Source organism: Agrobacterium sp. 16-2014-1-2a (assembly GCF_053522705.1).
The window spans coordinates 171,811-185,427 of record NZ_JBNWBX010000003.1 but is presented as its reverse complement, the minus strand read 5'-3'; the positions used below and the strand labels follow the sequence as shown (position 1 = coordinate 185,427).

General features: G+C 58.0%; 12 protein-coding genes. 9 read left to right on the top strand and 3 right to left on the bottom strand.

Annotation, left to right across the window (positions count from 1 at the left end; all coding sequences use genetic code 11):
- Window positions 1-9: 9 nt before the first annotated feature.
- Window positions 10-261 (bottom strand): DUF2934 domain-containing protein, encoded by a 252-nt coding sequence (locus ACQZ45_RS12460; RefSeq protein WP_065687836.1) that lies wholly within the window; start codon window positions 259-261, stop codon window positions 10-12.
- A gap of 281 nt (window positions 262-542) precedes the next feature.
- Here ACQZ45_RS12460 and ACQZ45_RS12455 point away from each other — a divergent pair, with 281 nt between their 5' ends.
- The 5 genes from ACQZ45_RS12455 (at window position 543) to ACQZ45_RS12435 (ending at window position 5,592) form a co-directional block, all read left to right on the top strand.
- Complete coding sequence (locus ACQZ45_RS12455) at window positions 543-1,613, top strand: enoyl-CoA hydratase/isomerase family protein (RefSeq protein WP_065687835.1); 1,071 nt, start codon at window positions 543-545, stop codon at window positions 1,611-1,613.
- Window positions 1,614-1,786: 173 nt separating this feature from the next.
- Entirely contained in the window at window positions 1,787-2,773 is a 987-nt protein-coding gene (gene cysP / locus ACQZ45_RS12450; protein WP_065659633.1) for a thiosulfate ABC transporter substrate-binding protein CysP, read from the top strand.
- A gap of 54 nt (window positions 2,774-2,827) precedes the next feature.
- A complete protein-coding gene (gene cysT / locus ACQZ45_RS12445; protein WP_013761717.1) occupies window positions 2,828-3,670 on the top strand; it encodes a sulfate ABC transporter permease subunit CysT in 843 nt (280 codons plus the stop codon).
- 3 nt (window positions 3,671-3,673) lie between these two features.
- Window positions 3,674-4,561, top strand: a complete 888-nt coding sequence (gene cysW / locus ACQZ45_RS12440) for a sulfate ABC transporter permease subunit CysW (RefSeq protein WP_065687834.1) — start codon at window positions 3,674-3,676, stop codon at window positions 4,559-4,561.
- Between the two features lie 5 nt (window positions 4,562-4,566).
- On the top strand, window positions 4,567-5,592 hold the full coding sequence (locus ACQZ45_RS12435) for a sulfate/molybdate ABC transporter ATP-binding protein (protein WP_013761716.1): 1,026 nt from the start codon (window positions 4,567-4,569) through the stop codon (window positions 5,590-5,592).
- An 18-nt stretch (window positions 5,593-5,610) separates the two neighbouring features.
- Here ACQZ45_RS12435 and ACQZ45_RS12430 read toward each other — a convergent pair whose 3' ends face one another.
- Window positions 5,611-6,708 carry a DNA alkylation repair protein gene (locus ACQZ45_RS12430; RefSeq protein WP_065687833.1) on the bottom strand — a complete coding sequence of 366 codons (1,098 nt, stop codon included), beginning with the start codon at window positions 6,706-6,708 and terminating at the stop codon, window positions 5,611-5,613.
- A gap of 339 nt (window positions 6,709-7,047) precedes the next feature.
- Window positions 7,048-8,484: an NAD-dependent succinate-semialdehyde dehydrogenase gene (locus ACQZ45_RS12425; RefSeq protein WP_003511213.1), complete on the bottom strand. Its 1,437-nt coding sequence runs from the start codon at window positions 8,482-8,484 to the stop codon at window positions 7,048-7,050.
- Window positions 8,485-9,109: 625 nt separating this feature from the next.
- Between ACQZ45_RS12425 and ACQZ45_RS12420 the strand changes: the two genes are divergently transcribed.
- From ACQZ45_RS12420 to ACQZ45_RS12405, 4 genes are all read left to right on the top strand, one after another.
- On the top strand, window positions 9,110-9,616 hold the full coding sequence (locus ACQZ45_RS12420; RefSeq protein WP_003511212.1) for a putative pterin-binding protein: 507 nt from the start codon (window positions 9,110-9,112) through the stop codon (window positions 9,614-9,616).
- A gap of 9 nt (window positions 9,617-9,625) precedes the next feature.
- Window positions 9,626-11,560, top strand: coding sequence for a putative bifunctional diguanylate cyclase/phosphodiesterase (locus tag ACQZ45_RS12415; RefSeq protein WP_003511211.1), 1,935 nt, complete (start codon window positions 9,626-9,628; stop codon window positions 11,558-11,560).
- Window positions 11,561-11,724: 164 nt separating this feature from the next.
- Entirely contained in the window at window positions 11,725-12,420 is a 696-nt protein-coding gene (locus ACQZ45_RS12410; RefSeq protein WP_065687832.1) for an FkbM family methyltransferase, read from the top strand.
- 335 nt (window positions 12,421-12,755) lie between these two features.
- Window positions 12,756-13,592, top strand: a complete 837-nt coding sequence (locus ACQZ45_RS12405; protein WP_112674739.1) for an alpha/beta fold hydrolase — start codon at window positions 12,756-12,758, stop codon at window positions 13,590-13,592.
- Window positions 13,593-13,617: the final 25 nt, after the last annotated feature.

Sequence of the window (13,617 nt, the reverse complement as noted above, 5' to 3'; positions counted from 1 at the left end):
AGAGTACTTTTATTTCGCGGTTGCTGCCTTGCGTGCACGGGCCTTGGGTTTTGCGGGGGCTTCTGCCTCCGGCTCCGCAGCAGCGGTCTTCGGCACTGCTTTCTTGCGCTGGGCAGGCTTTGTCGCCTCCGACGTCTTCAGCAGCGAAAATTCATGCTTTGCCTGTTCCCAATGGTCCGCGTCACGGCCATGAGGATGGCCTTCCTTTTCCCAAAGTGTATAGGCCCGTTTGCTGATCCACTCTTGTTCCGAAACCTGCATGCTCGTCTCCCGTTGCTGTTGACAACGCCTTTGACAAGGCGACATTCCGCTTGGTCCGGCACACGCTCGACAGGAATCAATGCCGGCATTTCAAACTCCATTACATGCCATGATTTTCCGGGCGTCAAGCAAACATGCTGCATTGCGAAAGCGGATTTCAGGCATTTTACGCGGGTGAAAGCGGTTTGAGCGAAAGACGTTCCTGAAGGACAAGATCAACGTTGCGTGATCGCGCCCGGACCTCCAAGATGGGCTGGTGAACGGTAGCGGAGGAGGCGACCTTGGAAGTTGCAACGGAAGCGGAGACGCAGGTCGTCATCGAGAGACGGGTAGGGGCCGGTATCATCCACCTGAACCGTCCGAAAGCCATCAACAGCCTGACGCTGCCGATGGTTCGTGCCATGCTTCAGGCGCTTCACCGTTTCGAGGATGATCCTGACGTTTCCTGCGTGGTGCTGACAGGAGAAGGCGACAGGGGGCTCTGTGCGGGGGGTGACGTTCGGATCATTCACGATCTCGGCAAAGCGGGCGATCCGCAGGTGCTGGATTTCTGGCGCGAAGAGTTTCCGCTGAATTATCACATTGCCCGCTTTGGTAAACCTTATGTCGCGTTGATGGACGGCATCGTCATGGGTGGCGGCGTCGGCATTTCCGCCCATGCCAGCCACCGCATCGTCACCGAGCGGACGAAGCTTGCCATGCCGGAAACCGGTATCGGCTATTTCCCTGACGTCGGCGGTTCCTGGCTTTTGCCCAGAGCGCCGGGCGAATGTGGCACCTGGCTGGGGCTGACAGGCAATGCGGTCACTGCTGCCGATGCGATCTATGCCGGTTTTGCCGATTATTTCGTCCCTTCTGCGCGCCTTACAGATTTGGTGCAGAATCTATCACAAGCGCTCGATCCTGATGGTGTCGAGGCGGTAATCGGAACTTATGCCGTCGAAGCTGGTGAGGGGGTCCTGTCGGCACACCGTGAGATCATCGACGCGGCATTCCGTTTCGACACGGTCGAGGAGATTTTCGCAGCACTTTCGGAGCGTGACGATACGTTTTCGCGCGAGACTCTGGAAATTCTCAAAAAACGCTCCCCTACCAGTCTCAAACTAACCCTGAAGCTGCTGCGCCTGGGGCGGGAAAGCGCCAGCCTCATCGAATGCCTCGAACGGGAATTTGCCGCCGGCACGGAGATATTGCGGGGTCATGATTTTTATGAGGGCGTGCGTGCGGCCCTGGTCGACAAGGACCGCAATCCGCGCTGGCGACCGGCACAGCTGGAAGAGGTGCGTGAAGAAGACCTTCTGCCATATTTTACCAAACATTCCGGTAATCTCTTTCCCGAGCACCGCCTTTAGATTGCGCAACGCAAAAGAAATCCGGCTTGCGGACATATATGAAATCATCACCTTTCGAATTGATGTTGCTTGGGTGAAATTTCTAATACGCTTCTGCTTAACGCACGGCTGTTGCTCGCAGGCGTTGTCGCCCCCCGTTATGTTGACGACCATTCGATTTTCCGGGGGTATTCATGAAACGTCTTCTCATCATCGGCACTGCCATTGCCGCTCTTTTTGCAGGTGCGGCGCAGGCGCAGTCTCCGACCACCATTCTCAACGCCTCCTACGATGTTGCCCGTGAGGTTTTCGCAGCCGAGAACGAGGCTTTCATCAAGCTGCATCCGGGTATCACGGTTGATCAGTCGCACGCCGGCACCTCCAAGCAGGCGCGTGCCATCGTTGAGGGTCTGGAAGCCGATGTCGTCACCTTCAACCAGGTAACGGATGTCGATTTTCTGGTGAAGCAGGGTTTCGTTTCCGCCGACTGGCAGAAGGATTTTGCGAACGACGCCTCGCCGTTCTATTCTTTCCCGTCCTTTCTCGTGCGTGCCGGTAATCCCAAGCACATCAAAGACTGGGACGATCTTGCCCGTGACGACGTGAAGGTGGTTTTCCCCAATCCGAAGACCTCGGGTAACGCCCGTTACACCTATCTCGCCGCCACGGCCTATGCCAAGGAGAAGTTCAACGGCGACGAGAAGAAGGTTCAGGAATTCGTCAAGAAAATCTTCGACAACACCCCTGTTTTCGACACCGGAGGCCGCGCCGCCACCACCACCTTTGTGGAACGTGAAATCGGCGACGTGCTGATCACCTTCGAAGCTGAGACCCGCGGCATTGCCAAGCAATATGGCGCCGACAAGGTTGAGGGCGTGGTGCCTTCCGTCAGCCTGCTCGCCGAATTCCCGGTCGCTGTGGTGGACAAGGTGGTCGACAAGCGCGGCTCGCGCGATCTGGCGAAGAGCTACCTCGATTTCCTCTACACCGAAGAGGGCCAGCGCATTGCTGCCGAATTCGGCCATCGCGTTCACAACGAAAAGGTTGTCGGCGAGTTCAAGGACAAGTTCCCGGCCATTCGCCTCGTCAACGTCAATGACGTCTTCGGCGGCTGGAATAAAATCCAGAAAGAGCATTTTGCGTCCGGCGCGACGCTTGATACGCTCTACGGCAGCCGTTAATCACGACGATATGCAACAGGTAAAAGACCCGGCGGGAAACTGCCGGGTCGCTTTATGATGAAATGGGGGCGGGGTTTGAAGCGGAATGTTCTGCCGGGGCTTAAATTGTCCCTCGGCGTTACCCTCACTTACGTCGCCATCATCGTGCTTCTGCCGCTCTCGGCGCTGGTGTTCAAGGCGGCGAGCCTCGGGCCAGCCGAATATTGGGCCATTATCTCTTCGCCGCGCGCTGTTGCGAGCTATCGCGTCACGGTGCTCTGCGCTCTCGCCGCGACCTTGTTCAACGTCGTTTTCGGACTGGCGCTCGCCTGGGTGCTGACGCGTTACCGTTTCCCCGGCTGGCGCCTTGTCGATGCCATTGTCGATCTGCCTTTTGCGCTTCCCACCGCCGTTGCCGGCATTGCGCTGACGACGCTGTTTGCGGGTAACGGCTGGTTCGGCTCGGTGCTTGCGCAATTCGGCATCAAGGTTGCCTATACGCCGCTCGGCATCATGGTGGCGATGGCCTTTACCAGTCTACCCTTCATCGTGCGCACCGTGCAGCCGGTGCTCGAAGACCTCGATCCGGCATTGGAGGAGGCGGCGCAATCGCTCGGCGGTTCCGATCTCGAAATCTTCCGCAAGGTCATCCTGCCGCTTTTGACACCCGCTCTGCTGGCTGGTCTTTCGCTGTCCTTCGCACGCAGCCTCGGCGAGTTTGGGGCAATCATCTTTATTGCCGGCAACCAGCCGTTCTCGACGGAAATCACCGCACTGCTGATCTTCATCCGGCTTGAGGAATATGATTATCAGGCCGCCGCCGCCATCGCCTCGGTGCTGCTCATCGCGGCCTTCGTGATGCTGGCGGTGACCAATTACCTCCAGGCGCGTGCGCTTCGTTATACGGTGAGGAGCTGAGACATGAGCGCGTTTTCTTCCCGCCGCAAGCCGCCACGCGTTGGTGATGCACCCTGGGTTCGCCGCAGCCTGATTGCTTTTGTGCTCGTCATCGGCGCGTTCCTGGTTGTCGCTCCTCTGACCATCATCGGTGTCGAGGCTTTTTCGCAGGGCTGGAAGGTTTACTCAGCCACCATCACCCACCCCGATACCCGCCACGCCATCATGCTGACGGTGCTGACGGCGCTGATTGCGGTGCCGATCAACACGGCCTTCGGCGTCGCGGCCGCATGGGCGATCACCAAATTCGATTTTCCCGGCCGGCGCTTCCTGCTGGTGCTGATCGAGATACCCTTCTCCATCTCGCCGATCGTCGCCGGTGTCGCCTATCTCTTCGTTTATGGGCTGCAGGGGCTGTTTGGGCCGTTCCTCGATGCGCATAATATCAAGATACTCTTTGCACTACCCGGCATCGTCATCGCGTCGATGTTCGTCACGGCACCCTTCGTGGCGCGCGAGCTGATCCCATTGATGCAGGCGCAGGGCCGCGATCTGGAGGAGGCGGCCACCTCGCTTGGCGCATCCGGCTGGCGCACCTTCTTTTCGGTGACGCTACCGAATATCAAATGGGCGCTGCTCTACGGCGTCGTTCTGTGCAACGCCCGCGTCATGGGTGAATTTGGCGCGGTGTCGGTCGTGTCAGGTAATATTCGCGGCCAGACCAACACGCTGCCGCTGCATATCGAGCTGCTCTACCATGATTACCAGACGGCCGGCGCCTTTGCGTCGGCCTCCATCCTCGCTCTGCTCGCCGTCATCACCATCATCGCCAAGGTGGCGCTGGAAGGGCGCGGTGCGGGGCGCGGGGCCAAGAAGACCAACGGCGGTGCCGCCATCGCCACGGAGACCTGATACCCATGAAAATCCGCCTCGAAAATGTGGTGAAGACCTTCGATACATTCCGCGCGGTGCGCGATGTTTCGCTCGATATTGAAAGTGGCGAGCTTCTGGCGCTGCTCGGCCCCTCGGGTTCAGGCAAAACCACGATTTTGCGCATGGTCGCCGGTCTCGAATATAGCGATGGCGGCCGCATCTTTTTTGGAGACGAAGACGCCACCAATATTCCGGTGCGCGATCGCGGCGTCGGTTTCGTGTTCCAGCACTACGCACTTTTTCCGCATATGACGCTGCATGAAAACATCGCGTTCGGCATGAAGGTGTCGAAGGTGAAGCGCGACAAAGCGGCGATCGATGCGCGGGTCGGGGAACTGTTGAACCTGGTCAAGCTTGACGGTCTGGGCGACCGGTTCCCGGCGCAGATTTCCGGTGGGCAGCGGCAGCGTGTGGCGCTGGCCCGTGCGCTTTCGGTCGATCCCAAAGTGCTTCTACTGGATGAGCCCTTCGGCGCGCTGGATGCCAATGTGCGCCGCGACCTGCGCCGCTGGCTGCGTGAAATTCACGGCGCGCTGGGCATTACCACGATTTTCGTGACACATGATCAGGAAGAGGCACTGGATCTCGCTGACCGCGTCGTCATCCTCAATCAGGGCGAGATCGTGCAACAGGGCACGCCGAAGGAAGTGTGCCGCCAGCCGAACAGCGCCTTCGTCATGCGCTTTCTCGGCGATGCCAACCGTGTGTCCGGCGTGGCGCGCGGCGGCAAGGTCTATGTCGGTGACAACGAACTGCCCTTCTCCTACGGTCAGGCGGATGGCGCCGTTGAGATCTATGCCCGTCCCTCCGACCTGGAATGGGAAGATCTGCACGAGGGCATTCCAGCCTCGGTTTCGCGGGTTCTCGACAGGGCAGGCGAGCGGCGGGTGATTGCCAGCACAGATGGCGGCGATCTCCTGGAATTCGACGTGCCGCCGGAAAATGATGTCGCGGCAGGCGATCGCGGTTCCGTCATCATCCGCCGTGCGAAGATTTTCCCGGCGGCTTGAGGGACGCTCTCGCCAGCCTCATATCAGCAGTTCGAAAAAGGCCTCGGCCGCCAGCCTGCCATTGACCATCAGGTCAACCTTGTGAACACCCGCATAGTGCTTGCGGGTGGTGAAATCGCGCATGGCGCGGCTTATCGAGAGCGCGCACGTTTCGCCCGGCTGCAACTCGATTTCTTTCCACTTGAAGACTTTCGCGGAGGCGTCACCGCTCTTTTTCACGTAATGCACGGCATAATCGATCACCAGTTTCTGCGGGCTTTCTGCCGTCGAGGTGAAAGAAGCTGAAATCCGCACTGGATTACCAAGAGCGACCTTTTCAGGAGAAACCTGAAACGCCGAAAGTGCGATCTGAGCCTCCTTATGGGCGCCCAAATGGGCGAGTGCGGCAGCGTCGCCTTTCTTGACCAGAGTGCGCAAGGCCTGCCGCACGATCCAGCGTGTATGCGGGTTTTCCTTCGGCCATGTGTCGATGAGCGCCAGCACGAAAGCGGCATTGTCCTTGGTGATGTCGTTCAGATGATTGGCGACGGATTTGCGCACGTAAAGCGCCTCGTCAGCTTTCATGGCATCGAGGATCGCGGTGACCGGTGAGGGATCATCGATCAGGGCTTTGAGCTGAAACGACCAAGGCAGGCGCGGCCGGCAGCCTTCGCTCGCCAGCCTTCGCACATGTTCGTTGTCATGTCGCGACCATGTTTCCATCACGGCAAGTGTTCGGGCCAGATCCCTTTGCAGGAAATGGCGGATGGCAAATTCCGAGGAGCCGAAACGGGTGAAATATTGCAGCGCCTGCATGGAAAGATCGAAATCGTCGAGACCGTAAAGCGCCACATATTCTGGCAGCGAAATGGACGCGAAACCGTTGCCTATCCCGGGTGCTGCGGCTGTCAGAATTTCGATGTTGCGGGCAAAGTCGCCGGGAAGCGTGGCGTGCAGGCTGGTCGCCACCTGCCGCATGCGCTGCATGATGCCCAGCGCTTCGAGATTTGTCGTGGCAAGCGCCATGAAGGCGGGAACATCGAAAGGCGCATGAACGGCTTTGGTCTGATCGGCGATGTGTCGCAGTTTTTCGTGGTTGAAGATTTCCTTCAACGCGGGTGCCGCTGTCTCGCTCATAGGGCCTCTCAAAGTTCACTTTTTGTTCTTTTAGGACATGATGAGAACGGAGGCAAGGGAAGGCGCTACTACCGAAGAAAAGACATAGCAGATCTTGCTTCTTCACAGATTGACGAAGGCCTTTCACTCCGTCATTCCGGGCTTGATCCGGCATCCGGCATCCGGCATCCGGCATCCGGCCACTGGGCGCCTGCGCGGCGAATAGTCTTTTGCGATCAGTGACTTGACCGCGCTGGACCCCGGATCTAGTCCGGAGTGACGATGCGTGGAGATTCCGGGTTCGCCAAATTCAGGTTCAGGGCGGATATTGTCATCCGCCCTGAGCTTGCATCCAAAGCTTCAGCTCATCTGGCTGACGAATTTCGTCTCCAGATAGGCCTGAACCGCCTCCGAACCGCCCTCCGTGCCATAACCGGAATCCTTGACGCCGCCGAAGGGGACTTCGGGAAGCGCAAGGCCGTTGTGGTTGATGGTCAGCATGCCCGCCTCGACCTGGTGGCCGAGCGCATGCGCTGTCTTGACCGAGCTGGTAAAGGCGTAGGATGCGAGGCCAAAAGGCAGGCGGTTCGCTTCGTTGATGGCATCATCGAACGTCGAGAAGCGGTTGATGATGGCGACGGGACCGAAGGGCTCGTCGTTCATGATCTTGGCTGTCACTGGCACGTTGGCGAGCACCGTGGGCTCGAAGAAGTTGCCCTTGTTGCCGATGCGGCGGCCACCGGTCTTCAGTTCCGCGCCATGGGAAACGGCGTCGTTGATCAGGCCTTCCAGCGCTGGGATGCGGCGCTCATTGGCGAGCGGCCCCATGACGACACCTTCTTCCAGGCCGTTGCCGACCTTGATCGCCTTCGTGGCTTCCACGAAACCTTCAAGGAAGCGATCCGCCACACCGTCCTGCACGAGGAAGCGGGTGGGAGCGACGCAGACCTGACCGGCATTGCGGAACTTGGCAAGCGAGGTCACCTCGATCGCTTTTTCGATATCGGCATCGTCAAAGATCATCACTGGCGCATGACCGCCGAGTTCCATCGTGGCGCGCTTCATGTGCTTGCCGGCAAGCGCTGCCAGATGTTTGCCGATCGGCGTGGAGCCGGTGAAGGAAATCTTGCGGATGACCGGATGCGGGATCAGATATTCCGAAATCTCGGATGGCACGCCGTAAACGAGACCGATGACACCCGCCGGCACGCCCGCATCCACAAACGCTCGGATCAGTTCCGCCGGCGATGCCGGTGTTTCTTCCGGGGCCTTGACGATGATGGAGCAGCCCGTGGCAAGGGCAGCCGAAAGCTTGCGGACGATCTGGTTGATCGGGAAGTTCCATGGCGTAAACGCCGCGACGGGACCAACCGGCAGCTTGATGGCAAGCTGGGAAACGCCGGTTGCGCGCGCCGGGATGACCTGGCCGTAGGTGCGACGTGCTTCTTCGGCGAACCAGTCGATGGTATCGGCGGCGCCCATGATTTCGGTTGCCGATTGCGACAGCGGCTTGCCCTGCTCGCGGGTCATTATATAGGCGATCTTGTCCTTGCGCTCGCGCAGGATATCGGCTGCCCTGCGCATGATCTTGGAACGCTCGAAGGGCGAGGTGTCGCGCCAGACCTTGAAGCCACGCTCGGCGGCGGCAAGTGCCAGATCGAGGTCCGCCTTTTCGGCATGAGCGATCGCGCCGATGATTTCGTCGGTCGCAGGGTCGGATACGGCGATCGTCTTGCCGGAAACGGCGTCTCGCCATTCGCCATCAATGAGAAGTTTGATGTCGGGATAGGTGTGCATAGGGACTACCTTCATGATGCGGCCGATACGGCAGGGTGCCGTCCAGCCCGGAGACGTGAACAGAATTTTCCTGACCGGACTATATCCGGTATCGCCGCTTGCGCTGCGCGGAACGGGCGTCTGGGCATTTCCGGCAAGAGGAAGCTGAAAATGCCGGAAACGGAAATGACAGCTCTTATATTAAGTTGCGTACGGTATGTTTCAACCGTTCGCTCTGGCAATCGCCATGATTTTTCTGTGATGCGAAACTTGTCTCTCGGCTTTCCTGCCTGACAGGCAGGCGGATGCCGAACGCGCATTGGTCTTGTCCGATACGCGCGAATCATGTGTTGCTGTTGTTAAGCAATCACGCATATGCCGCAATTTGGCCTTTGTCGCACCAGACGGATTGATACGAAGACGTAACTTGTAGTGTTGCTTGCGTCATAACAGGGCGTGAAGTGTAAAAAAGTACAATAAGACGGAAAAATTATCCAAACGGTTTACTCAAAACCTAGAGAAAATACGGATAAAATCTCACTAAGGATATAACACTCATTCCTGATATATATTGCGAGCGTCGGTTCCCTTGACCCTCAGAGGTTGGCGAAAACCCCTCGACCTGAACGCTAGATGGAGAAAGAGTATGAGTTTCGCCCGGGTACTTCTCAGTGCGTTTCTGTCGCTCATGTGGCTTTCCTGTGCCGAGGCCGGGACGATCGCCAAGCCGCAAGGCAAGCCGATATTGACCATCTCCGGAAACATCACCAACACCAATGCCGATGGCGCTGCGGTATTCGATCGCGACATGCTGGAGGGATTGGGCATGGTGACGGTGGAGACCACGACGCCCTGGCACGATGGCCGCGTTCGTTTTGACGGCGTGTCACTGGCAAAGTTGATGGATCTCGTCGGTGCAAAAGGCACCAGCGTAACGGCAGTTGCACTCAACGATTATGTGAGCACCATACCGGTTGAGGATTTTAAGAAATTTAACGTTATCCTCGCGATCAAGCTGGATGGCAACTACATGACAGTTCGCGAAAAGGGTCCGCTGTTTGTCATCTATCCCTATGATAGCGACCCGGAATTGCAGAAGCAGACCTATTATTCGCGGTCCGCATGGCAAGTTGCCAAATTGATAGTGGAATAAAGGTGCCGTTTGCGAAAACTTGTGGCGGTGATCATCTGTTGCTTCGTCCTGGCAACGGGCTATATCGCTTTCGTCATTGCCGAGCGTCAGACCGCTCTGCAGAAATTTGCCCGCTATAACGATTCGTGGGCGGTCAGTCAGACCGTGGCGGAGTATCTCCGCCTTCAGAACAAATTGGCCGTTTTTGCGCTCAGTCCCGGTGTCATAGACCGGGACGAATTGCAGCTGCGCATGGACATCATGCTAAGCCGCCTGGAGCTCTTGAAGCAGGGTAACCTCGGCGCTTTCATCAATGAAAAACAGCAATGGCGGGATCTCGTAACCCGCCTTGACGCGGTTCTGGCCCGCCTGGAACAGCAGATGAACACCTTGGAGCCAAGGGATGTTCCGGATCTGCTCTCCGAGATGAGCTCGCTCGATGCGCCGATGACGACGCTGGCTTCGTCGTCGGTCGCCTATGACGTCAATCTGATCGATACGGCCCATGAGGACGTGCGCAAGCTGCATATCGTCTACACCGCGCTTGCGGGCGGATTGATCCTGTGCGGCATCGCGCTGGTGATATTGCTGCTTCGCCAGAACGATCTGTTGAACCGCGCGCAGAAAAGCATGCGCGGGCTGACGGACGACCTGCGCGCCGCCACGCTTGAATTGCAGGCCAAGAATGTCCGGCTGGAGCATGATGCCTATCATGATGCGCTGACGGGCCTTCCGAACCGCTCGCTGTTCCGGCAGGAACTTATCGAGCGGTTGCGCCGCTCTTTCGGCGGCAATGGAACGACGGCCATTCTTCTGCTTGATCTCGATGGGTTCAAGGACGTCAACGACACGCTTGGCCACGATTCGGGCGACGCCTTGCTTCAGGCCGTGGCACAGCGCCTTTCGGGGATCGGCGGTGATTACGACATGGTTTGCCGCCTTGGCGGCGATGAATTCGCTGTCGTGTCAGATGATCTCAATGAGGACACGGCGCGCCGTCTCGCCTCCAAGCTTATCGAGCAGATCAGCCGGACCTACCAGCTCGGCGAGCAGGAGGTGAAAATCGGCACCTGCATCGGCATCGCCATATCGCATGGTACCGTCGATGCGGATGAATTGTTCAAGCGCGCGGATCTGGCGCTTTATGAAGCCAAGGCCATCGGCCCTGGCCGGGCGAGTGTTTTCAAAGTCCGCATGCAAAAGCAGCTGACCGAAAAGAAATCCTTCGAGGCTGATCTGCAGACTGCGCTGCAGAACGACGAGATGGAGGTCTATTACCAGCCGCAGGTGGCGACGCAGACCCGCAAGCTTTGTGGCTTCGAGGCACTTTTGCGCTGGAAACATCCAGTGCGCGGCGATGTTCCGCCCAGCGTGTTCATTCCCGTTGCGGAACGAACCGGCCTTATCCATTCGCTCGGAAAATGGGTGATGGAGACTGCCTGCCGCGAGGCGATGCGATGGGATGAGGACATGAAGGTGGCGGTCAATCTCTCGCCGGTTCAGTTCCACAGTACCAACCTCATTCAGAACGTGATGGGTGCCCTTGATAAAAGCGGGCTGGAGCCGAGCCGGCTCGAGCTTGAGATCACCGAATCGATCCTGCTGAACAAGAGCGACCAGACGATCAACACGCTAACGCGGCTGAAGGCCGTCGGCATCCAGATCGCCATGGACGATTTCGGCACCGGTTACTCCTCGCTTGCGAATTTGCGCGGCGTGCCGTTCGACAAGATCAAGATCGACCGGTCATTCCTGCGCGATATCACCAGCGACCGCGACGCGCTGGCGATCGTCGAATTCGTGGTCGGCGTCGGGCGCAGCCTTAGAATGACCACCATCGCCGAAGGCATCGAGACGGAGGAGCAATATGAGCTGGTCAAACGTCTGGGATGCGATCTGGTACAGGGCTATCTGATCAGCAGGCCGTTGCCGGCCAAGGAGCTTGTGGCCTGGAGTTCTGTTTGAACGGGTTTGCTTTCGAACAGGGCAAGCCATGTTAAATTTCAGTGGGATACATCGTTGACGGCGAAAACCAATACCGTTTGTCGCACCGATACTGTAGAGCATTCGCGGTCTATGCGGGATCGTTCTGTTGACGAGACCGGGTTTTGAGAAAGGGCTTGGGAAATATGGAAATTCTGGATGTGCATGGCGTAGCCCTGCCTCTTTCTTCCGATGAGGTATCGCCCGTCATATGGCAGGCGCTGACCGACGGCAGCTATGAGGCGAAAGAGGCCCGCAGCGTCCTGAAAGCCATCAAGCCCGGCGATCGCGTATTGGAACTGGGGTCCGGCATCGGCATCATAACCTCGATCATTGCCGGTATTCAGGATGTTTCCGTTTGGGCATTCGAGGCCAATCCGTCCACAGCGGCACTGGCGGAACGGGTGATCAAGGCAAATTGCCGTGGCAATGTCGTGTTTTCCCAAGGACTTCTCACGGCCGACCAGCCGCGTACCTATCCCTTCTATGTCCGCAAGGATCTCTGGATGTCGTCCATGGACGAAAATCAGGGTCCTTATGAAAGGCGCATCGAAATCTCGTCCGAGAATATCGATGCGTTTGTCGCCAGCCGGGGCATCACGGCGCTCGTGATGGATATCGAGGGCGCGGAACGCGATCTGCTCGGCAATGCCGAGCTTGCTGGCGTGGAGCGGATATTCGTCGAGCTGCACGATCACCTTTATGGCCTCGAAGGTGTTCGCGACATCATGCAGGCACTGACCGCCAAGGGATACGCCTATGATCCGCGCGGTTCACGCGGCCCTTGCGTGTTGTTTTCCAAGGACGACAGCCCGAGGGAATACGATCCCGACGTGGATTGAGAGTTCGAATAACTTAGCGAGTTTCGTTTCCGGCGGTGTGCAGTCGCGACCGCGCCCGTGCGCCGTTGATTACAATTTAAACCGCAACTTATCCGGTTGGTTATTTCAATCCGTTTGCGTCTTCTGTCGCAACTTTTCGGTCGCGGTGCCGTTTAGCGCCGGTACCCGGGCGTAAGACAACGGGCGGCACGGCCATTATTGCCAGATCAGCAATTCATTCAGAATTATTGTTGCAATTGTTGCGGATATTTTCCTGCGTCATCATCCCTCCATCAAACCGGCGCACAACATAGATCGCACCGGAAGATGCCAACGCAACCGAAGGAGAAACGATCATGGGCTTTGTTAAGACGACAGATGGAACGGACATCTTCTACAAGGACTGGGGCCCGAAGGATGCTCAGCCCATCGTGTTTCACCACGGCTGGCCACTCAGCTCCGACGACTGGGATGGACAGATGCTGTTTTTCCTCTCGAAAGGGTATCGTGTCGTCGCCCATGATCGCCGTGGTCACGGTCGCTCCGCGCAGGTTTCCGAAGGTCACGATATGGACCATTATGCCGCAGACGCCTTTGCCGTTGCAGAAACGCTGGACCTGAAAAATGCCGTGCATATCGGCCATTCCACCGGCGGTGGCGAAGTGGCGCGTTATGTTGCCAGACACGGTGAACCCGCAGGCCGCGTCGCGAAGGCCGTTCTGGTTTCCGCCGTGCCGCCGCTGATGCTCAAGACCGAGGCCAACCCCGAGGGCCTTCCGATGGAGGTTTTTGATGGCTTCCGTTCAGCACTTGCCGCAAACCGCGCGCAGTTCTTCCGCGATGTGCCCTCCGGCCCGTTCTACGGCTTCAACCGCAATGGAGCGACCGTTCAGGAAGGCGTGATCCAGAACTGGTGGCGGCAGGGTATGATGGGCAGTGCCAAGGCGCATTACGATGGCATCAAGGCATTCTCGGAAACCGACCAGACCGAAGACCTGAAGGCCATCAGCGTGCCCACACTCGTGCTGCACGGTGAAGATGACCAGATCGTGCCGATTGCGGACTCTGCGCTGAAATCGGTGAAGCTCCTGAAAAACGGTACGCTGAAGACCTATCCCGGCTTCTCGCACGGCATGCTGACCATCAATGCAGACGTGCTCAACGCCGATCTCTTGGCCTTCATCAAGGCTTGATCCTTTTGCAAAACGGAATGCGGCT